Raw genomic sequence first — 20088 nt, 5'->3', positions numbered from 1 at the left:
CATTCCTTATTATTTTGCCATTTCATAGATTGCCAGCATATCTGCCTCATATAATACTTTTGCAGAGCCCTTATGTCCGCCTGTATTTAAACTGCATTTATGTGCCAGTTCTTTTAATTCTTCTTCACTCGGAGTCAGCCCCAGCTCACGAAGATTGGTCGGCATCTTTATTTCACGGAAAAATGCCTCCATTGCTTCAATTCCATGCACTGCCATTTCCTCTGCATCTCCGGTATCTTCAAGTCCCATTACCCGCACTGCAAATTTGTGGAAACGTTCCGGAATTTCTTTATAGACATATCTGGCCCAGCTTCCCCAAAGTGCTGCAAGTCCTGCTCCATGTGCCACATCATACATACCGCCAAGTTCATGTTCCAGTGCATGTGTTGCAAAATCATTTCCACCATTTCCACATCCGGTTAAGCCGTTATGAGAAAGACTTCCTGCCCACATTACTTCAGCTCTGGCATTGTAATCTTTTGGATTTTCTTTTAAGATCTTTGTATTTTCAATCACTGTACGCATCAATGCTTCGGCAATGCTGTCTGTCAGCTCCATATTTTCCCCTTTGGTAAAATAACGCTCCATTGTATGCATTAAAATATCGGTGCATCCGCATGCAGTCTGATAATCCGGCAGCGTCATAGTCAGTTCCGGATTCATAATCGCAAACTTCGGACGGCAGTATTCACTGTGATATCCGGTTTTAATCCATCCATCTTCATTTGTGATAACAGAAGAATCACTCATCTCACTTCCTGTTGCTGAAATGGTTAAAATAACACCGATTGGCAGACAGCCTGCCGCACTTCTTTTATGAGAATAAAAATCCCATACATCACCACCATTTGCAACTCCATATCCGATTGCCTTTGCAGAGTCAATGACACTTCCTCCGCCGACTGCCAGGATAAAATCAACACCTTCTTTTTTGCAAAGTTCAATTCCTTCCTTTACAAGCGAAAGTCTTGGATTCGGAACCACTCCGCCCAGTTCTGTATATGCAAGGTTTTCTTTTTCCAATGCCTGTTTTACGCGGTCTAACAATCCCGTCCGTTTTACACTTCCACTTCCGTAATGAATCAAAACTTTTTTACAGTTTTGTGCCTTTACAAGTTCTCCTGTCTTTTCTTCTGTGTCTTTTCCAAATACTACCTGTGTGGGTGCATAATAATTAAAGTGAAACATCCTCTGATCCTCCTGTTATTTTCTTACTTTTTGAGTTGTTATAAGTATAATACCTGTGTTTTCAGAATACAAGTTGACTTTACATTTCTATTGTGATAATCTTTTTACGATTTAAGTAGAAACAATACGGGAGCTTGTGTGACAGGCTGAGAGGAAGATATTAGCTTCGACCGCACCTGATTTGGATAATACCAGCGTAGGAAATCATAAGAATTTATAATTTTAACCATATCTGCTCCGGATTTCCAAATCCAGGGCATTTTTACTTTATTCAAAAAATTTTTATAAATAAAGAAAGGATACGCTTTATGAAAACAGAACATTCTCACTTACTTCGCATGGTTATGCTTGCCATGTTAGTTGCCATCGGTGTTGTCATCTCTCCGATTCTAAGAATCGAAGGAATGTGTCCGACTGCACATTTTATTAACATTGTCTGCTCCGTGCTTCTTGGACCTTGGTATTCCCTTCTATGCGCAACTTTAATCGGAATCATCCGTATGATGATGATGGGAATTCCTCCGCTTGCCTTAACCGGAGCCGTATTTGGAGCATTTTTATCCGGTGTCTTTTATCGGGCTTCCGGTGGTAAAATCATCTGCGCTGTCTTAGGTGAAATCTTTGGAACCGGAATTATCGGTTCTCTGGTTTCTTACCCTGTTATGGCAATTCTTATGGGAAGAGGCGGTTTAACCGCATTTTACTATACCCCAATGTTTTTAGCTGCTACGACAATGGGCGGAACAGTTGCCTGGTTCTTCTTAAAAACCTTAAGTCAGGCAGGTGTTCTTGCCGAGTTTCAAAGAAATCTTGGAGCAAAAGTTTATGATAAAAAAGTTAGAAAATCTAAAAGAACAAAATCGACTCACTAAACCACTGATTCACTGCATTACCAATCCAATTTCCATCCATGACTGTGCAAATATCGTTCTTGCCTCCGGCGCACGCCCGATTATGGCAGAACACCCGCTTGAAGTTGCTGAAATTACAAGCACTGCACAGGTTCTTGCTTTAAATCTTGGAAATATTACTGATGCAAGAATGGAAGCCATGCCGATTGCGTTAAAGACTGCGGTACAAAAAGAAATTCCGGTGCTTCTTGACCTTGTCGGAACTGCATGCAGTACGCTTCGAAAAAATTTTGCAAAAGAATTACTGAAAATTCATGTCCCTTCGGTTTTAAAGGGAAATATGTCAGAACTGCTTGCCATGATAGAGGAAGAATCCCACGCTGTCGGAATCGACGCCGGAGAAAAAGATTCCATCACCGACGAAAATCGAAATAGACTGACCAAACTCTTTCAGAAAAAAGCCGATGAATGGAATACAGTTTTTCTCATCACCGGAAAAGAAGACATGATTGTATCAAAAGATGAGTGTTTCTTTGTCCAAAATGGTTCACCCGCTATGGCAAATATTACCGGAACCGGCTGTATGCTTGGGATGGTCTGTGCTTCCTATCTTGCCTCTGCCTCAAATGCTTTTAACGCCGCTCTGACTTCGACTGTTGAATTTGGAATTGCCGGAGAACTCGCCGCAAAAAAGACAATGGCTCCTGGGTCTTTTCAGGTTCAGCTATTGGATTCCTTCTATCAGTTGACCGAAGCAAAACGAGATTCACTTGCAAAAATAATCGTGTATTAAATATAAAGAGGAGACTTTTGGTCTCCTCGAATAATGATTACAGCTCTATTTTCCGATCTTTGAAATAATATTCCTTGTCATGCTCATTGATTTCTCCTATCACCTTACACGGTATTCCATAAGCAACCACATTTGCCGGAATATCTTTGGTTACTACACTTCCGGCACCAATTACTGTATTGTCTCCAATTGTTACTCCCGGCATTACACAGACACCGCTCCCAAGCCAGCAGTTTCTTCCGATATGAATTGGCATATTATACTGATAAGCCTGCTTGCGAAGTTCCGGTAAAATCGGATGTCCCGCTGTCGCAAGTGTAACATTTGGTCCAAACATGGTATAATCTCCAACATAGATATGGGTGTCATCTACTGCAGTAAAGTTAAAATTTGCATACACATTATTTCCAAAATGAACATGACGACCACCAAAGTTTGCATGAAATGGTGGTTCAATATAACAGTTTTCGCCAAGTTCTGCCAACATTTCTTTTAACATCTGCTGACGTTTTTCTCCCTCTGACGGGCGGGTCTGATTAAACTCATACAAGCGTTCCAGACATTTTTCCTGTTCTTTTAAGATTTCCTCGTCCCCCGGAAGATACAATTCTCCTGTATGCATCTTATCTTTCATTGCCATAAAAAATCCGTCCTTTCGTTTATCTGCTTTTATTATAAGAGAACGGCATACAAAAAACAATTTATTTCTCTTTTATTTTTCTGCTGTTAAAATCTCGCACAGTGCTCCAAACATCGCCGGCTCTAATTCCATTGAAGCTAATGTTGCAATCGCTCCTTTTTGCTGTTCTTTAATAAGATTATACAAATCTGATTTTAAATTATAAGAAATCTGTGCTTTTTCTAAAATCTCATAAGCTTCCTGGGCAAGGTCTGCCAAACTTTCTTCGATTGGATTTTCAAATACTACTTTTATCTCTGCATTTACCGGCACTTCTGTTATTTCTATACACATACCATTTTTCTCTACTGTTGCTTTATATGCCGTCTCTTTTCCATCTACCAGCACGCTTACTGTATTTTCCTTTATTTTTACAAAATCCAGTTTCCAGCATCGTTTTTCTGGAAGTACCTCTGTATTTCCCTGTGGAGTGTGAATGATAAAGCAGTCTTTCCCTTCTTCCTGTGCTTTTTCCAGCTTTGTTTCTACCCAGCTTTCTTCTACACTGTCTCCTTCATCCTCCCTTAAAGTAAAACTTCCAGTCTTTCCAGGGAAAATTTTTATTTCCAAAGATTTTGGATTATCCGTGTCATTATCAAATACTTCCATATTTTTCAGTGGAACAATTGCACCTTCTCTTGCCAGTACCGGAATTTCTTCGATTCCACGGAACAACTGAACCATACGTCCACCCTCATATTTTCTTCCATTAAAAAAGTCATACCAGACTCCGGACGGAAGCCATGTCTTTGCTTTTCCAAGCTGAGTTTTTGTATCTATTTTCTCTGTAATCGGAGAAACCATAAGTTCACTGCCAAAATAATAATTATTCGGTACCTGATAAGCTTCTTCTCTCTCCGGCTCTAAATAATACATTGGCATAACAAGCGGTTTGCCCTCTTTATTGGCACAGTAATTCATGGTATACAGATACGGAACAAGCGCATGTCGCAGTTTTAAGAACGCTTTCATAACAGATTCTACAATCTTATTATATTTCCATGGCTCTTTTCCATTAAACGGATTATCTGTACTATGCAGACGGTTAATCGGAGAAAATACACCAAGCTGTACCCATCTTGCGGTCAGTTCATCATCACGATAACCCATCATGTGACCTCCGATATCATGACTCCACCAGCCATAACCAATATTGCTCGCATTTGCTGTAAAATACGGCTGAAACTGAAGACTTTCCCAGGTAATCACCGTATCCCCTGAAAATCCAATCGGATAACGGTGGCTTCCAGGTCCTGCATATCTGGAAAATGTCAGCGGTCTTGTGCCTTTCCATTTATTATCCAGATAATGATAATGATTGAGCATCCACAACGGGTCAAGTCCCGGAACTTTTGTTACCGTTCCCTGCTGCCAGTCTACCCACCAGAAATCAACACCCTCTTCTTCCATCGGATGATGTAATTCTTCAAAATATACTTCCATAAATTTCGGGTCTGTCACATCAAACAATACCGGTTCTTTCTTTTCCGGATCCATTCCCATCTTTGTTGCAACTCTCTCATAAGCATCCTCATAAGCACGGATTCCATCTGCCGGATGTACATTTAATGTAATTTTCATGTGATGCTCATGCAGCCATCCCATAAATTCCTTCGGATTTGGGAAAAATTTCTTATTCCAGGTATAGCCTGTCCAGCCACTTCCATAAATCGGGTCTACATCATCTACCAGATGCCAGTCCATATCCACAACCGCCACAGAAAATGGAATTTCTTCTCTTTCAAACCGCTCAATTAAGTCTTTATATTCGGTTTCTGTATAGCGATGATAACGACTCCACCAGTTTCCAAATGTATATCTTGGAAGTAATGGCGTCTCTCCACATAAATAATAGAAATCTTTCAGACATTCCAGATAGCGGTGTCCATATCCAAAGAAATAAATATCTTTCTTATTTCCGACTCTAGGCTCCACTGTTCCATCTGACTTCAATGCCATTGTCTTAGAATCATCAATTAAAGAAAATCCATTTTTTGATAAGATTCCATGTTCTAATGGAATGGCTCCATCTGCTTCATCTAACGTACGAGCAGTTCCAAGCAAATCTCTTGGTGCTTCTCCATAATGCCACACTCTTTCATTGGATTTTCCTCCGGCTACACGAATCATTAAGCCTCCCGGAGTAAACTCTTTCTTATCATAATGAATTTCTAAATCTTTTGTGTAAATATGAAGTTCGCCATTTACATCACTTACTTTAAATTCTGTCGGTGCAAAATCACGATTCACTACCATCTGTGTCGGACGGTCTTCAAATTCTCCATTTTCACTATATTCTAAGCGTACTAACGCAGTGGTCAGCATTGAAATTCGATAATGTTCACCGCTTACTACATTTGCCGCACAGCACATTGGATTTCCATTTAATACATATTTTTCCAATCCCATTTTCATTCGCTCCTTATTATTTAAACCTTTTTCGTTTAAGTTTATTATAATGCAATTTTTTTTAAGATGCTTTCAAAAATTTTACTTAAAACTTTACTATTTTGACTTTTTTATTCTATTATATATTTTCCAGTCAACTACTCGTCACCTAAAGGCAGTGAGTTTCCACTTGCAACACGCAAAAAATTTTTTATTTATGAATCAAAAAAGAGATTTATACAAACGAATGTATAAATCCCTTTTCTATCTCTCAATCTATGTATTTTTCTTACTCTACAATACGTCTGACTGCAATGTATGGTCTGTAAAGCGCATTAGATGAATATTTAATTCCGCCCTGTGGATATGGTTTGCTGTTGGAAGCATGTACAATTCCGCCGTCTCCGGTAAGGATTGCTACATGTCCGGAATATACAATGATATCTCCGGCACGGGATTCAGAATAGGTAATTCCTCTTCCTGAACCAGCCTGTGCATCACTGGTACGTGGCAGGCTGTATCCAAAGTGTGCAAATACCTGCTGTACAAATCCAGAACAGTCAATTCCGTTTGTTAAGCTGTTTCCACCATAGACATACGGATTTCCGATAAACTGGCTTGCATAAGAAACGACTGCATCTCCACTTGCACTGGAAGTACTTCCTGAAGAAGTTGTAGTCTCTTCTTCATAAGTTTCATCTACTGTAGTATTTTCTTCCGGTACAATTGTTGTTTCAGTTGTTGTATTAGAAGCACCTGTATTAGAGGACTGGCTTCCAGAAGCACTGCTTGTATTAGAAGAGCTGTTGCTCTTACTTGTACTTGCAGCTTTCTTTGCAGCCTCTGCTTTTGCTGCTGCGGCAGCTTCTGCAGCTTTCTTCTTAGCAGCTTCTTCGGCAGCTTTTGCTTCAGCGGCTTTTCTTGCCTCTTCTGCTTTTCTTGCTTCTTCTTCCTGTATTTTCTTCAGTTCTGCATTCTGCTGTTCAATTAATTTTCTATATTCAGCAGCCTGAGCTTTTACTTCAGAAATCTGATTTTCATAGTCAGAAGCTGTTGCTTTTTTCTTTTCCAGTTCGTTTTCCAGATTTTCCTGCTGCTCTTCCTGAGCCTGTTTCATCTGTTCTAACTCGCCTTTTTCTTCTTCTAACTGATTTCCAAGAGATGTTACCTGTTCTACAACATTTTTCATTTTAGAGAGTTCATCTCTGTCAAACTGATACATCTTTTCTGTGTACTCTGCTTTACTTAATAAGTCTGTGATATTGCTGGACTCTAAAAGCATCTGTGCCCATGCACCACTTCCACCATTCTCATAAAGATACTGAATTCTTTTTTTCATGGCTGCGTACTGTTCATCACGCTCTGCTTCAGATTCTGCAAGTTTTTCTTTTGTTTCTTCTATAGAATCTTCTTTATCTGAAATCTCACCCTTTAAGATTTCAATTTCTGCCAGTGTTTTTACCAGACTCTGGTCAAGAGAATTAATTTCTCCTAATAATTCTTCTTTCTGTTGTTCCAGTTCTGCTTCTTTGCTTTCCGCTGCAGATAATTTACTTTCTGTATTTGCTTTTTCAGTCTGAACTTCCTCTTTTCTGGATGCAGCTACCGGCATAACCTGTGTGACTGCAAGAGCAAAAATAAGACTGAGACAAAGAAATCTTTTTTTCATATATATTATGTACCTCACATTTTCTTTCTGAGACAATATTACCTTGAACATGATATCACAAAATTATTACATTAGCAAGCATAAGTTTAAATTTTTGTAACAAATAAGAGGTCCTGTACAATTTTGTACAAGACCCCTTTTGTCTTTTGTTCGCTTTTTAATTCTCTTAAAGTAAGATTACTCTACAATTCTTCTGATTGCTATGTATGGACGATACAGTGCGTTAGATGAATACTTAATTCCACCCTGTGGATATGGTGCACTGTTAGAAGCATGTACAATTCCACCGTCTCCTGTAAGAATTGCTACATGTCCGGAATATACAATGATATCTCCGGCACGGGATTCGGAATAAGAAATTCCTCTTCCTGCTCCCGCCTGAGCATCGCTGACACGTGGTAAACTGTATCCAAAGTGTGCAAATACCTGCTGCACAAATCCAGAACAGTCAATTCCGTTTGTTAAGCTGTTTCCACCATAGACATACGGATTTCCAATAAACTGGCTTGCATAAGCAACGACTGCTTCTCCAGTTGCACTGGAAGTACTGCTTGAACTATTATCTGTTGTACTGGAGCTGTCATCAGATACATCTTCAGAATAATTGCTGTCATTATCGGATGTATCGTTAGATGCATCATTTGTTGTGTCATTAGATGCATCATCATTTGAAGTATCTTCAGAAACATTGCTGTTATCTGTTGTATCTTCGGAAGCACTGTTACTGCTGTTGTCTGTTGTATCTTCGGAAACATTATTGTCACTGTTATCTGTTGTATCTTCGGATTTTGTACTTGTCTGTTCTGCTTTTGTGCTTTCAGCTGCTGCTTTTTCTTCCGCAGCTTTTGCTTCGGCTGCTGCCTGTTCTTTTGCTGCTTTCTCTTTCGCTGCTTTTTCTGCTGCCGCTTTTTCTGCAGCTTTTCTTGCTTCTTCTGCTGCTCTTGCTTCTTCTTCCTGAATCTTCTTCAGTTCTGCATTCTGCTGTTCAATCAGGTTTTTGTATTCCTGAGCCTGAGCCTGTACATTTGCAATCTGAGTTTCGTAATCGGAAGCTTCTGCTTTCTTCTGATCCATCTGCGTCTGCAGAGAACTCTGCTGTTCTTCCTGAGCCTGTTTCATATCTTCAAGCTCTGCTTTTTCCTGTGTAAGCTGTTCTCCAAGCTGTGTAACTTCTGTTACAACATCTTTCATCTTCTGCAGCTCATCGCGGTCATACTGATACATTTTTTCAGTATACTCGGCTTTATCAAACATATCCGTAATACTTCCGGATTCCAGAATCATCTGTGCCCAGGCATTACTGCCACCGTTTTCATACAGATACTGTATTCTTTTCTTCATAGATGCATACTGTTTATCTTTCTCAGCCTGTGCATCCTCTAATTTCTGTTTTGTATCTTCAATTGCAGATTCCTTGTCAGAAATTTCTCCGTTTAAGATTTCAATCTGAGCCATCGTCTGTACCAGACTCTGATCCAGAGAATCAATTTCTCCAAGTAATGCATTTTTTTCTGATTCTAATTCATCGGCCTTACTTTCTGCCGCAGATAATTTACTTTCTGTTGCTGCTTTCTCAGCCTGTACCTCATCTTTTCTTGCTGCTGCAACTGGAAAAGTAAGAGATGCTGACATCGCTAAAACTAAGCTAAGAGCTATAATTCGTTTTTTCACTTCTTTACCTCTCTCCTTTTTTTGTGCTTCACTGTTGTCCATAATAGCACACTTCTTTTAAAGATGCAAGCTTTTTTCATTTTTTATTAATTTTCATGTTATATTTTGTAACATTTTATTAATATTTAACTTCTTTTCTTGTGCTTATTTTTTTAGACAACCTTACTCTTTTTTGTTGTCTTCACAACGTTTTTTATGGTATTATAAACTCATCATAAAAGGGGGTTCTTGCGTGAACATAAAAAAGAAATTAAATGAAATCATCTACACAATCTCACGCTACACGGAAATATTTCTATCTCTCATTATTCTGACCGTGATTGTTCTACTGATTATTCCCGTCGTATATGATTTTGTACAACATCCTCTGCTTGAAATCACGGCTCACGATTTCACCACATTTCTGGGGAATGTCCTCACCTTACTCATCGGTGTAGAGTTTGTAAAAATGCTTGCAAAACACACTGCCGAAACGCTTCTCGAAGTACTGATGTTCGCTCTTGCACGACAGATGGTCGTCGTCCACGAAACCATGGTGGATACGCTTATCGGAATTGTTGCGCTTGGAGCAATTTTTGCAATTCGTAAGTATTTATTACTAAAAACTCCGGACAAGCAGAAAATCTATGACAAGCTTTAAAAAGAATCTCGCTTGCGAGATTCTCCGCCTGCGGCGGATCGCTTTTGCGACAGATTTCCTCACCGCCGCAGTGCGCTCCCTGCGGAGTGTTTTTATTTCATAGGATGCAATTTCCTATGAAACAAAAAGCCACCCTGCCTTAGGGTGGTTTTTTATTCATAAGCTCTCATTCCCGGAAACAAAATGCCATCTCCGTCAGGATGAGATTTTGCCCGCATCTGTCTTTCTGTCAGCATATAATACTGATATCTTCTTCCATTTTCTCTTTCTCGCAAATCCCAGGTAACGTCGCAGAAAAAGTGCTGGTCTCCTAATTTGACTACATTCCACGCATGAGTTTTAGAAGCATAGCCAAAACATTCGATCTGGAGCTGTCTTAGCAAGTAAAGAAATGTTACTGAGATTCCTTCGCAGACACCGACACGATTCAATAATGTTTCCAGCGTGTAAGAAGCATAAGGATAAGAATTATCATTCTGATATTTCTTGTTTGTATACGTCAAATTTAAAGTAAGAAAATCATAGACGGCACGAACCATCTCTGCTTCCGTCATTCCTTTTGTAATAGTCTCCTCCAAAATATCTTTTGCCATTGCCGACATCTGATTCATTTTTCTTCGAATCAACTCCCTGTCGGTATAATGATAACTTAGTTCAAAGGAAACAACTATTCCGTCCTCATTTTGCTGAATCCGTTTTATTTCATACTGATTCCAATAGAAAAATTCTGGAAAATCCAATGCAATCGCTAAAAAGATAGCAGACCAGTCTCTTCTTGTCATAACGGTGCATGGGATAACCTCTTTTTCTAATCTGGAAATCATTTTTACGAACTGCCAGTAAAGCTCCTGCTGTCTTCCTGTTAACTGATTGACACAGCGCAATGAAGTGCTGTGCTCCATCCTATCAATTTTTACAATTTCTTCTGCCATTTCCTGTTCCTTTCATCTACCGCTCTCCCAATATGCCAAACATGTACGCTCACGGTCTATACTACATTTATTTACTCCAAGTTTAGCTTAAATCCAAAGTTACATCTACTTTCTGATTCATTCCTTTTTCTAATGCCTTTACCTGAATTTTATCTGCTGTTTCCATAATCAGTTCCACTTCAATAGTCGTATATTTTGCAAGTGGTTTTTTACTTCTTAAGAGACAGGTTCCAACTTCCTGTGCCCCTTCCAATTTCATTTTTGTACTGATACTGCCACTTGAATACAGATGCAGTGCAACTTTTGTCTGTTTCTCATAAGCAGTTTTTACGTTTGTTTTAATATGTACCGGAAGCTCCATATTTTTGAAAATCAAGTTTTCGATGTAATAACTTTTGGTTCCTGCACCAGAACCATCTAAAATTCTAAGACCAAGTGTCTCATTCGACACCTGTTTCATTTTCGGGATTTTGGAATGACTACCTGACTGATTTTCTGAATAAATCAAGCCTTTCATAATCCCTTTTTCCAACATGTAAGCATAAACTGCATCCCCAAGCGCTACGGCTTCTTTTGATTTGTAAGAGATACAATTATTTCCGTACATCTTTTTAAATTCATTCACAAAATATGGATTTACATTACTTCCCCCTACTAAAAGAGTCAGGTCTGCTCTCACTCCTTTTTCTTTTTCCACCTTTGCCAGACGTTCCAAGACAGGCATTAACTTTACCTGCATCAATTTTTCACAAAGCTTATGATAATCTGCTTTTGAGATTCCGATTTCAACCTGTTTGTTATATTTTGGAGTATAGAGAATAATACTGTCGTACTCTTTTCCTGGTGCAGACATACGGATTTTACATTCTTCACAACGGTTTCTTAACACCTGAAATGCCTCTTTATCCCCAGAGAGATCGATTCCATTCGCTTTTAACTGTACTGTAAAATACGCCATCATCAGATAATCGATATCGTCTCCTCCTGCTTTTACTCCGTCCACTGCCAGCACTTTAATCTGACGTTTTGAGGCAGATAACAGAGCCACATCAAATGTACCTGCACCCAAATCAATGATTCTTAAATTGAGCGGTTTCTCAGATAACTTGTCTGGATACAGATATGCAAGTGCACAAGCCTCCGGTTCTGTGATCATACCAGCCACCTTCATTCCTGCACTCTGCGCTGCTCTGCGCACAAATTCCTTTTGTTTTAGATTAAAAGAAGCCGGATAAGAAACAACACATTTATCTGTACGATAATTCAGTTTTCCATCAGGATCCATTCTGGTCTTTGTATTTCTTTTCAAGTACTGAAATAATACTTTATGAGCGTCCAAAATCGAGAAACGTACCCCTTCACGGCTGATTGCAAATCCATTATTTTCCGTGCCAATCAATGATTTCATAGATAAAACAACCGGCTCAAGCATGGCTCTTTCCTTGGCACTGCGTCCCACATCTGAAAATTCTAATGGTTCTCTTAAGAGAACAGCAGAAGGGGTGCTGTTCACTCCCTCTTCATTTTCAATTACTAAAGGTTTTTCAATTTTCGTGTTATAGACTCCTACTACGCTGTTATTCGTACCAAAGTCAATTCCTATCGTTTTCGCTGCGTATTCTTCAAACATCGTCAGTCTCCTCCTGTATATTTATATCCTGCCACCATTTCTTTTAACAAAATCTTTCCATGATATTCATAACCATTTCTAATTGATTTTGCAATTCTGGCATGTTTCTCTTCTTCCTCTGTCTCCACAATATCAATTACTTCATGAATTTTTGAATCAAAAGCAGAATTTTCCTTTGTTGTATGAATTTTAACCCCCATCTCTTCGAAAATAGAGTCAAGCCGTTTAAAAATCAGATGACTCTGTTCTTCCTGTTCATTTGCGGTCAGATAAGAGGCTACATCTTCTCTCCATAAAGCAAGCTCTCTTAAAAACTTTTCGAAATCTTCCCCTTCTCTCTGCTTCGCATTTAAAAGTCCGATAAATTCCTGCAATATTTCACTCTGACTTTCGATTTTACGATTCTGTGAGTCTATTTTTTCATTCATTTTCTTTAACAGATTTTCCATCTGACGATACTGGATTCTTTTATTCATCTTCATCCTCCTCTGTGTTGTCAAACTTAGTCAAGTGGATATTCGCAATCCGCTTCGCTACTTGCTCATAACCAAATAGCTGCTACGCAGCTTATCAGAAGGGGCTTGCCCCCTCCTGATACAAGCAAGTCCCCACCCCTGCTTATTGCTTTTCGCAATTGAAGCAGGGGACTTACTTGATTTGGTTAAAATGTTCCATATATTCATCCTGGTTTGCTTTTACTAATTTGTCTCTTTTAGACTTCTTTAAAGGGATTTTCATTGTATTCAAATACTCATCCATCACAACTTTTTCGTAATATTTCATTTTTCTCTGTTCTTCTTCCATTTTGCTTGATAAGAACTTCATTACTTTTGCCATATCATAAGGTGCCGGCAATAAACCATCTTCTTTCCACATCAAACTATAATACTCATCTTGATGATACTCGTAAGCAAATAATAATAACTTTGCAAAGCACTGTGTTTTACCATCTTCTGGCTTTCCAATCAAAGAAACCGCAATGGAATATCCAAACAATCTTTCTCTTAACTCATTCTGAAACTCAAACCATTCATCCTCTTTGTCCTGATAATAATTGCGAATTTTAGAGAATAAAAAACTTGGATTTGCGCTGTTTTCAAGATACTCCCAGCATTCTTCTGCAAATTCTTCTGGTTTTTTATCCTGTTTCTTATCTGATTCTCTGGTTTTAATTTCTGTTTTCTCCTGACCAGATAATTTATATTCAAAAGTTTTTGCTTGTAAAGAAGTCTGAATCATTCCTTTTTCTCTTAAGAGATTCCAAATTTTCGGAAAATAAATTTTCAGCATATTTTCAGCAGCTGTACATTTTTTCTCAGGGTTTCTATAAATTTCCCATAGATTTTCATACAGCGTAAACAAAATTTTTTCTGTCACTCCTAACACATCTTCTCCAGCTTCTTTTATAATCTGATAAGTAAACTCATAAATTTTCTTTCGCTCTTTCCAATCCAATCCTAAAACTGTTTTTACGGTTCCTGGAATCCACATAGATTCCCATTTCTTTTCTCCGTTTTTATATTCCGTTTTTCCTCCAATTAAAATTTGTGCTTTCGACTGAAGGCATGTTCCATTACTGATAGTATAAAGATGTTCCTGAAGCTCATAAGGCAGAATCTGATAGTACTCAAGCTGTACTTTTCTTCGTTCCGGCTCTGAGCCTTCAAATTTAAAATAGAAGGATTCTTCCGGATGTTTTGCCAGATAAAATGCCATTTTAAAAAGTTCTAATCGAGTTTCTGTATTTACCTTTTCAAGTAAATCCTCTTCCTTCCACTGTTCAAACCATTTTACATCTCTCTCAAAGTTTTCGTTTGGAAGTCTTTTTAAGTTTTCTTTAAATTCTTTCTCATAAAAGACCATTCCGTTTACTGCCGGCAGACGAAAAATTATGTTCTTAAATTCCTCAATATTCATTAAAAAGCCGTGCATTGTCACATGTGCTCTTCCATCAAAATAATTTCCATTGACTTTCTTTCCCTGCATAACCACCATATTTTTATTTCCAATTGGATAGATTAACAATGCTTTTTCTGGACTGTCCACTTCAATTTCAAGACATTCTTTTTCAATTTTTTCCAGATATTCGATTGGAAATCCAGGACTGTAGCGTAAAACACCAAGTCCATTTCCACTTTTTGTATTTCTGCCTCCAATAAAGTAATACATACCTTTCCCTCCCGATTCCTATTCTACCGTTTTCCTAAACTTCTTCTTTAAGATTTCCTTTAAACTGTTAAAGTCAAATAATCCATCTACATCTGTTTCATCTGATTCTTCGTCTTCTTCATAATCTCTTTTTGTCTCTTTTTTGGTTTCTTTTTTAGATTCTTCCTTTTTTTCTATTGCTGTCGGATAAAGACCTGAATCATTCAACAAATACATAATTGGTTCTTCGATAAACTGAGGATTGTACTCATACTTCCATTCCATTCCATCTGATTCACTGATTCGAACCGGTTCACTGCCAATGGATGCTAATAAACCATAAACCAGTTTTTCTTCTCCGATATAACGGCGGATTGTATTATAAAAGTCCGGGCAGTCCTGACTTAAATACTCCTTGATTGCCATCTGCTTCTTATTGAACTCTTTTAAGTTGAAACCATTCTTGTGAACCAGTTTTGTATATCTTTTGCCATCCCAGGAAAGTGTCTTCTGACAAATGCCTGCCAGTTTTTCATTCTGTTCTAAAAGCAAATCTGCTCTGGTAATTGCAACAAAAATTTTATAATCCTGACCCGCCTTTTTAATTTTCACTTTTGGAAGAAGCTGGTCTAAAATTTCATGGTACTTTGCAACTTCTTTTCCGAGCAATTCATTTGAATCAATCATAAAAACAATGTAAGAAGCATTTAAAATAGAAGAATTCCAATCCATGTTGATACATTCTTCTCCGGAGATGTCATCGTATTTTAATAAAATATTACGTTTTGGAGCAGAAATCATATAATAATTCGCCGGATAAATACCGTTTACCTTTGTTCCTTCCGGCAGTACCTGCTCATAAATAAAGGCTCTGCGCTCTTCATCCTGTTTTCTTTTTAGTAAATCGATTGCCGGAAAATCATCATAGATTGCTGTATCGGTTCCCGATGCAATCAAATCAAAATACGGCAGGTCTGTCATCTGGAGACGCAGGCAGGTTTTTCCTGAGGACATACGACCAACTGCAACGACCTGTTGCACCGGCACACAGCCTGCATGAATCGGAAGGATTTTATCGGTGCCGGCTTTTACTTTTATCGGTGCAAATTTCTGTCTGCCATCTTTTAATTTCTTTTTTAATGCAATTGGAAATTCAGCATCCAAATCTTCATATACTGCTTCAATTCCGTTTTTTCCAACCATATCTATGCTTAAATATTTATTTTCAATCACCTGGCTTTCCTCTAATTCCCAGTCTTCGGAAAGAGTTTCTACTCCATTTCTCAGCTCTTCATTGGTAAATAAAATTTCATTTTTTTTCAATTCCACACCATCCACTTCAAATGGAATATAATCTACCTCGTCACTAATTTTTAATTTTTCAAACATAACCGTTCCTCCTCTTTCATGTACTATCGAAACCTATTCTTCCGTAACTAATCGATTGACGATCTCTTTCGCAATCAGTCCGGCATTGACACTGCTTCCCCCATCAATATGATTTAAACATACCGTAATCGAATATGGTTTATTTTCATTCAAAATGCCTCCTGTTACGAGTAACGTCTGTGTCTTTCCGTCTCCTTCTTCACCGGTACCTGTTTTAAATGCCATCTCAACTCCATCAACTGCAAAGTCACGTCCTGTTCCTTCTCTCATGACTTTCACCATCATGTTTTTGATGCTGTCTGCCACCTCTTCTGTACACATCTGTCTTGTGACTGCCTGTGTCTTTGCTTTCATTGGTTCTTCTCGTTTGTCATTCGATCCTAAAATAAAATGAGGCTCTGCCAGAACACCTTTATTTAAGATTGCATTTGTATACATGTTTAATCCAATCGTGGTTACGGATGCCTGTCCCTGACCGATACATCCGTAGACCAGGTCGTAAGCATTTTCACTTTCCCCCATAAAGGTATTATCATTAAATTTAAATGAATCATAATGCATCACATCGTCAAATCCGAATTTTTTTAAGTTTTTTCTTAAAATTTCTTCTGGAACCTGCTGCGCTAAGGCAATAAAATAACCATTACAGCTCTGCGCCATTGCCGACTCCATTGTTGTCAATGTTCCATGTACATTTCCACCTGAGCAGTGAACAGAAACCGTTTCTTTTCCCTCTGCATCTAATGTAAAGGTATTGTTGCCTTTGCAGGTATAACTGAAATTTGCAAGATTTGCATCGTATTCTAATGCCGATGCTGCAGTTGCCAGTTTCATGGTGCTTGCCGGATGAAATTTTCTTGAAAATACGGTTTCTGAAGAGTCTCCTCCCAGACATACCGCAGCCTCAACCTCTCCGGTTTGAAAATTACTTACCATAACAGAGCTGTCCATATAGCCATTTTCAATCAACAGATCTTCAATAAAATTTTGTAAGTCTGCGTCAATCGTAAGCTTTACATTTCCACCAATTCGTCTCTGATTTGGATGAAACAAAGATTTTTCATCCATTCTTGAATCGGATTCACCCAAAAGTTCCGGTGCCATCCCAAGAATGGTCATGCGGACATTTCCGGTTTCCACTGCCTTTATATAATCCGTTCCTCCAATTAAACGCTCCAGAGAATTACTCTTTTTATCACTCATCCAACTAAGTTTTCCTGGTTCACTGCCAAACATCAATACATTATCCTTTTTGTCATAAATAGTACCTGGCAGATACACTTCTGAAAGACTCAGTAAAGAACTGTCTAATTCCTGTTCTGACATTGTCGTTTTTGCGTCTGCTTCCAGATAACGGTTTCCCAAAACAACAGCCAGAACAAGCATCATTACAAGTGCCACTTTAAACAAACGCCATACCTGATTAATGTAACTTTGAAGTTTTTCTTTTTTTCTGAACATTTCTTTTTTCTCCTTTTTCCATAAAGCCAAGCTCCACAGCTATGTAACTTACAAACATTGCATTTAAACATAACCCTCTTGATGCCAGAGGAAGGCTCACTCCTGCACTGATGAATCCTCCTGTATTAGACCCAATATGAAGCAAAAGAATCGTACCGGTTACAATAATGCTTCCCAACGTCCAAAATTCTTCCATTGTATCTAATGTTCGAATAGTTGTCATCCATCTTACAAGCAAAACTCCTGCTGCAATGACCAGTATTCCCATTAAAATTCCATAATCATAAAGGATTCGTGTCAATGCATGATCCGTATCACAAGTCGTTTTAAAAATAATTGATAAGTTTCCAGGTCCCAGTCCAAACCAGCCACTACGCTGAATATTTTTCAAAAAATAAACAATACTTTCTGTCTTTCCAACCAGTGCTTCGTCGGTTACTGCTTTCGGTAAATCAAGCCATACTTCCAGTCGTACTCTGATATGAGAAACAAACTTACATGCCAAAAATGCTGTTCCAAGACAGAGACCGATGTAAGCCATCCGGATTTTTAAATCCGGAATCGAATACCAGAAAAACGCTGTTCCAAGCAGAGCAATTAGAATTAATAAATTAAATTCGTTGCACATTGCTATAAGAGGGAAGAGAGCTACGGTATAGCATAAGAAACCGACATTTTTGGAAGAAAGACTTCCAACCTTTCCTCCAAGATATCCTCTGCTGTGCCCTTTCAAAAACCAGCAGATAGCAGTTTGATAAAGCAGAACAACCAGCGGTAAAATCAAAATTCCAAAGACCTTAATGTGTGCTCCGTTTATCGGATTACAAAACAGCGCGCCGATTAATGCCAAAGGTGCAGAAAGCATAGCCAGAAAGCCCAGATTCTTTGACTGATACCAGTCAGTATAACAAGTCAGAAAATAAACACCTGTAAAAATCAAAATCAAATACTTTAAATCGTTTGCAAAAGCTCTGCAGTTTGATGCACAATAGGAAACGGCTGCCCCGATATTCATTAAAAACAACATGATGTAAATTCCCTGTCGTTTCTTTCGATTCTTTTCCCATATAATACTGATTACGAGTTCTACTGCTAACAGTATTGTAACTACCCATACATAAGCCAGGCTCTCATCTAATGATTTCTTATTGCTGAATACAGTCCAGAAAAGCAATGAAAAAGAACTGATAAAATAAACTAATTTTTCAAGCATTAATCTTCCTCCCTTCTGAAATCGATTTTAATTCCATCCATAAAAAGTGTTGTATTTCGTGTGATATGTTTCTGTATGGAAGAATTCTCTTTTAAAACAATCCCCTCCATTTCGACTTCTCCCTTTAAAACAGTCAATAAAATTTTGTTTTCTGATTCTATATTTAAATAAAGCTTTACTTTACTCTTACATCCGTAAATTCTGATATCGTTAAACCACCCTGTTCCAAGTCGATAAATACCAGGCTGAAGTGAAAGTTCAGATACCATATCTTTATTTTTTAAAAAGCGTTTCATTCTTCCGATTCGCTTAATTCTCAGACTCCATACTCCTGAAACTTTATAAACTGTTTTCTGCATTGTCGCACTTTCATAACAAATGAAAATCAAAAAACAGATGACCGTTATCATTTCTAATGTGATGTTTGTGATTCTCACTTCGCTTGCCTCCTTCCTTTTATAAAAATCTCGCTTGCAAGATTCTCTGCCTGCGGCGGGTCGCTTTTGCGACAGCTTTCCTCACCGCCCGGTACAATCCTCGCAGATCGTTTTTAAATTCATAAGACGAAGTTTCCTATGAATTTAAAAAGAGCATTTCTGTATAATTTAACTATACAAAAATGCTCTTGAATTTCGTTTCTAATTTTATTTTTTTATTGCTTTTTATTCTTTCCAGAAGCAATCATAAAAGATTTTTACTTCTCCCTTCCAGTTTTCCCACATGTTTCTCTCTTCATTGATATGATAATGTCCTGCGTACCAGGCTTTTATGGAAGAACCAAATCGTTCAAGGATTTCATCCATTTTTTCTTCTGTCCGTGATGTCTGTTTTCGTTCTGTAAATACTTTTGCACAACTTTTCGGAAGCACATGAGAAAGTACAATTAAGTTTAATAGGTCTAAATCTTTTTGATTCTTCTCTTCTAACCTGCCAATAATTTTCTGCCATTCTATCTTTGAAAGTTCTTCATCCGGCCACCAGCCTTCGTTATTTAACATTCTCGAAAAATAATCCGAGGAATATCCACCACCGAGTACCAGATACTGACTGCCTTCGATTTTAAATAATTCTCCATCTTTTAAAAAAATCAGATTAGGATATTCAGATTCCACATAGACTTGTCCACCCCATCGCATCTGCTTTTCATAAGAATAAATGTTTTCCGGTCTGCACTCATGATTTCCTCGAATCAATAAAATATTACATTCTTTTTGATTCTTTTGCCAAAATTCATCCACTGCTTTTTGAAGCTCTTGCTTCTTTTTTCTGTCCCCTTCTCCTAAATCATAGTTGATTCCTGCATCTCCATGCACAAACAGATAACAGTTTTCTTTTCCTTGATTTTTTTGAATAAATTCAATGATACGACTCATGTTCCCGTGTAAATCTCCGGTATGTACTCTCATCTTCAAATGCCTCCTTCTATTCTCTATATA

General features: G+C 38.1%; 17 protein-coding genes and 1 riboswitch. Of the genes, 3 read left to right on the top strand and 14 right to left on the bottom strand.

What is annotated here, in order from left to right:
• Positions 1-9: 9 nt before the first annotated feature.
• Positions 10-1188, bottom strand: coding sequence for an iron-containing alcohol dehydrogenase (locus ACYQ2D_RS13205; protein ID WP_459785741.1), 1179 nt, complete (start codon positions 1186-1188; stop codon positions 10-12).
• A gap of 116 nt (positions 1189-1304) precedes the next feature.
• A riboswitch (TPP riboswitch) is annotated at positions 1305-1408 on the top strand.
• A gap of 88 nt (positions 1409-1496) precedes the next feature.
• Here ACYQ2D_RS13205 and thiW point away from each other — a divergent pair.
• Together thiW and thiM are read left to right on the top strand one after the other, a co-directional pair.
• A complete protein-coding gene (gene thiW / locus ACYQ2D_RS13200; protein WP_022304264.1) occupies positions 1497-2060 on the top strand; it encodes an energy coupling factor transporter S component ThiW in 564 nt (187 codons plus the stop codon).
• A complete protein-coding gene (gene thiM, locus ACYQ2D_RS13195; RefSeq protein WP_459785740.1) occupies positions 2014-2832 on the top strand; it encodes a hydroxyethylthiazole kinase in 819 nt (272 codons plus the stop codon). Before thiW ends, thiM begins: the two co-directional genes overlap by 47 nt.
• Positions 2833-2869: 37 nt before the next feature.
• On the opposite strand, the gene ACYQ2D_RS13190 is transcribed toward thiM, so the two are convergent.
• From ACYQ2D_RS13190 to ACYQ2D_RS13175, 4 genes are all read right to left on the bottom strand, one after another.
• Positions 2870-3472, bottom strand: coding sequence for a sugar O-acetyltransferase (locus tag ACYQ2D_RS13190; protein WP_459785739.1), 603 nt, complete (start codon positions 3470-3472; stop codon positions 2870-2872).
• Positions 3473-3544: 72 nt separating this feature from the next.
• The gene (locus ACYQ2D_RS13185; protein ID WP_459785737.1) at positions 3545-5920 is read right to left on the bottom strand and encodes a glycoside hydrolase family 31 protein; all 2376 of its coding nucleotides are present in this window, start codon (positions 5918-5920) and stop codon (positions 3545-3547) included.
• A 268-nt stretch (positions 5921-6188) separates the two neighbouring features.
• A complete protein-coding gene (locus tag ACYQ2D_RS13180) occupies positions 6189-7568 on the bottom strand; it encodes a C40 family peptidase (RefSeq protein ID WP_022304267.1) in 1380 nt (459 codons plus the stop codon).
• 177 nt (positions 7569-7745) lie between these two features.
• Entirely contained in the window at positions 7746-9239 is a 1494-nt protein-coding gene (locus ACYQ2D_RS13175; protein ID WP_459785735.1) for a C40 family peptidase, read from the bottom strand.
• A gap of 232 nt (positions 9240-9471) precedes the next feature.
• Here ACYQ2D_RS13175 and ACYQ2D_RS13170 point away from each other — a divergent pair, with 232 nt between their 5' ends.
• Entirely contained in the window at positions 9472-9879 is a 408-nt protein-coding gene (locus ACYQ2D_RS13170; protein ID WP_022304269.1) for a phosphate-starvation-inducible PsiE family protein, read from the top strand.
• Between the two features lie 152 nt (positions 9880-10031).
• On the opposite strand, the gene ACYQ2D_RS13165 is transcribed toward ACYQ2D_RS13170, so the two are convergent.
• The 9 genes from ACYQ2D_RS13165 to ACYQ2D_RS13125 form a co-directional block, all read right to left on the bottom strand.
• Entirely contained in the window at positions 10032-10811 is a 780-nt protein-coding gene (locus tag ACYQ2D_RS13165; protein WP_459785734.1) for a transglutaminase domain-containing protein, read from the bottom strand.
• Positions 10812-10893: 82 nt separating this feature from the next.
• Positions 10894-12441, bottom strand: a complete 1548-nt coding sequence (locus tag ACYQ2D_RS13160) for an Hsp70 family protein (protein ID WP_459785732.1) — start codon at positions 12439-12441, stop codon at positions 10894-10896.
• A 2-nt stretch (positions 12442-12443) separates the two neighbouring features.
• Positions 12444-12917 (bottom strand): nucleotide exchange factor GrpE, encoded by a 474-nt coding sequence (grpE, locus tag ACYQ2D_RS13155; RefSeq protein ID WP_022304272.1) that lies wholly within the window; start codon positions 12915-12917, stop codon positions 12444-12446.
• A 172-nt stretch (positions 12918-13089) separates the two neighbouring features.
• Positions 13090-14610 (bottom strand): hypothetical protein, encoded by a 1521-nt coding sequence (locus ACYQ2D_RS13150; RefSeq protein ID WP_459785730.1) that lies wholly within the window; start codon positions 14608-14610, stop codon positions 13090-13092.
• Positions 14611-14628: 18 nt separating this feature from the next.
• Positions 14629-15978, bottom strand: a complete 1350-nt coding sequence (locus ACYQ2D_RS13145; RefSeq protein WP_459785729.1) for a hypothetical protein — start codon at positions 15976-15978, stop codon at positions 14629-14631.
• A gap of 33 nt (positions 15979-16011) precedes the next feature.
• Positions 16012-17439: a penicillin-binding transpeptidase domain-containing protein gene (locus ACYQ2D_RS13140; RefSeq protein ID WP_459785728.1), complete on the bottom strand. Its 1428-nt coding sequence runs from the start codon at positions 17437-17439 to the stop codon at positions 16012-16014.
• Entirely contained in the window at positions 17402-18652 is a 1251-nt protein-coding gene (locus ACYQ2D_RS13135) for a hypothetical protein (protein WP_118701561.1), read from the bottom strand. Before ACYQ2D_RS13135 ends, ACYQ2D_RS13140 begins: the two co-directional genes overlap by 38 nt.
• Positions 18652-19089, bottom strand: a complete 438-nt coding sequence (locus ACYQ2D_RS13130) for a hypothetical protein (RefSeq protein WP_459785727.1) — start codon at positions 19087-19089, stop codon at positions 18652-18654. Before ACYQ2D_RS13130 ends, ACYQ2D_RS13135 begins: the two co-directional genes overlap by 1 nt.
• A gap of 225 nt (positions 19090-19314) precedes the next feature.
• The gene (locus ACYQ2D_RS13125) at positions 19315-20058 is read right to left on the bottom strand and encodes a metallophosphoesterase (protein ID WP_459785726.1); all 744 of its coding nucleotides are present in this window, start codon (positions 20056-20058) and stop codon (positions 19315-19317) included.
• Between the last annotated feature and the right edge of the window lie 30 nt (positions 20059-20088).

This window comes from Blautia stercoris, from assembly GCF_054657695.1.
This window is presented reverse-complemented; position numbering and strand designations above follow the sequence as displayed.

Bases quoted from the DNA above. Each gene is read 5' to 3' on its own strand.
- ACYQ2D_RS13205 (WP_459785741.1), bottom strand. From the start codon at position 1,188: ATGTTTCACTTTAATTATTATGCACCCACACAGGTAGTATTTGGAAAA.
- thiW (WP_022304264.1), top strand. From the start codon at position 1,497: ATGAAAACAGAACATTCTCACTTACTTCGCATGGTTATGCTTGCCATG.
- thiM (WP_459785740.1), top strand. From the start codon at position 2,014: ATGATAAAAAAGTTAGAAAATCTAAAAGAACAAAATCGACTCACTAAA.
- ACYQ2D_RS13190 (WP_459785739.1), bottom strand. From the start codon at position 3,472: ATGGCAATGAAAGATAAGATGCATACAGGAGAATTGTATCTTCCGGGG.
- ACYQ2D_RS13185 (WP_459785737.1), bottom strand. From the start codon at position 5,920: ATGGGATTGGAAAAATATGTATTAAATGGAAATCCAATGTGCTGTGCG.
- ACYQ2D_RS13180 (WP_022304267.1), bottom strand. From the start codon at position 7,568: ATGAAAAAAAGATTTCTTTGTCTCAGTCTTATTTTTGCTCTTGCAGTC.
- ACYQ2D_RS13165 (WP_459785734.1), bottom strand. From the start codon at position 10,811: ATGGCAGAAGAAATTGTAAAAATTGATAGGATGGAGCACAGCACTTCA.
- ACYQ2D_RS13160 (WP_459785732.1), bottom strand. From the start codon at position 12,441: ATGTTTGAAGAATACGCAGCGAAAACGATAGGAATTGACTTTGGTACG.
- grpE (WP_022304272.1), bottom strand. From the start codon at position 12,917: ATGAATAAAAGAATCCAGTATCGTCAGATGGAAAATCTGTTAAAGAAA.
- ACYQ2D_RS13150 (WP_459785730.1), bottom strand. From the start codon at position 14,610: ATGTATTACTTTATTGGAGGCAGAAATACAAAAAGTGGAAATGGACTT.
- ACYQ2D_RS13145 (WP_459785729.1), bottom strand. From the start codon at position 15,978: ATGTTTGAAAAATTAAAAATTAGTGACGAGGTAGATTATATTCCATTT.
- ACYQ2D_RS13140 (WP_459785728.1), bottom strand. From the start codon at position 17,439: ATGTTCAGAAAAAAAGAAAAACTTCAAAGTTACATTAATCAGGTATGG.
- ACYQ2D_RS13135 (WP_118701561.1), bottom strand. From the start codon at position 18,652: ATGCTTGAAAAATTAGTTTATTTTATCAGTTCTTTTTCATTGCTTTTC.
- ACYQ2D_RS13125 (WP_459785726.1), bottom strand. From the start codon at position 20,058: ATGAGAGTACATACCGGAGATTTACACGGGAACATGAGTCGTATCATT.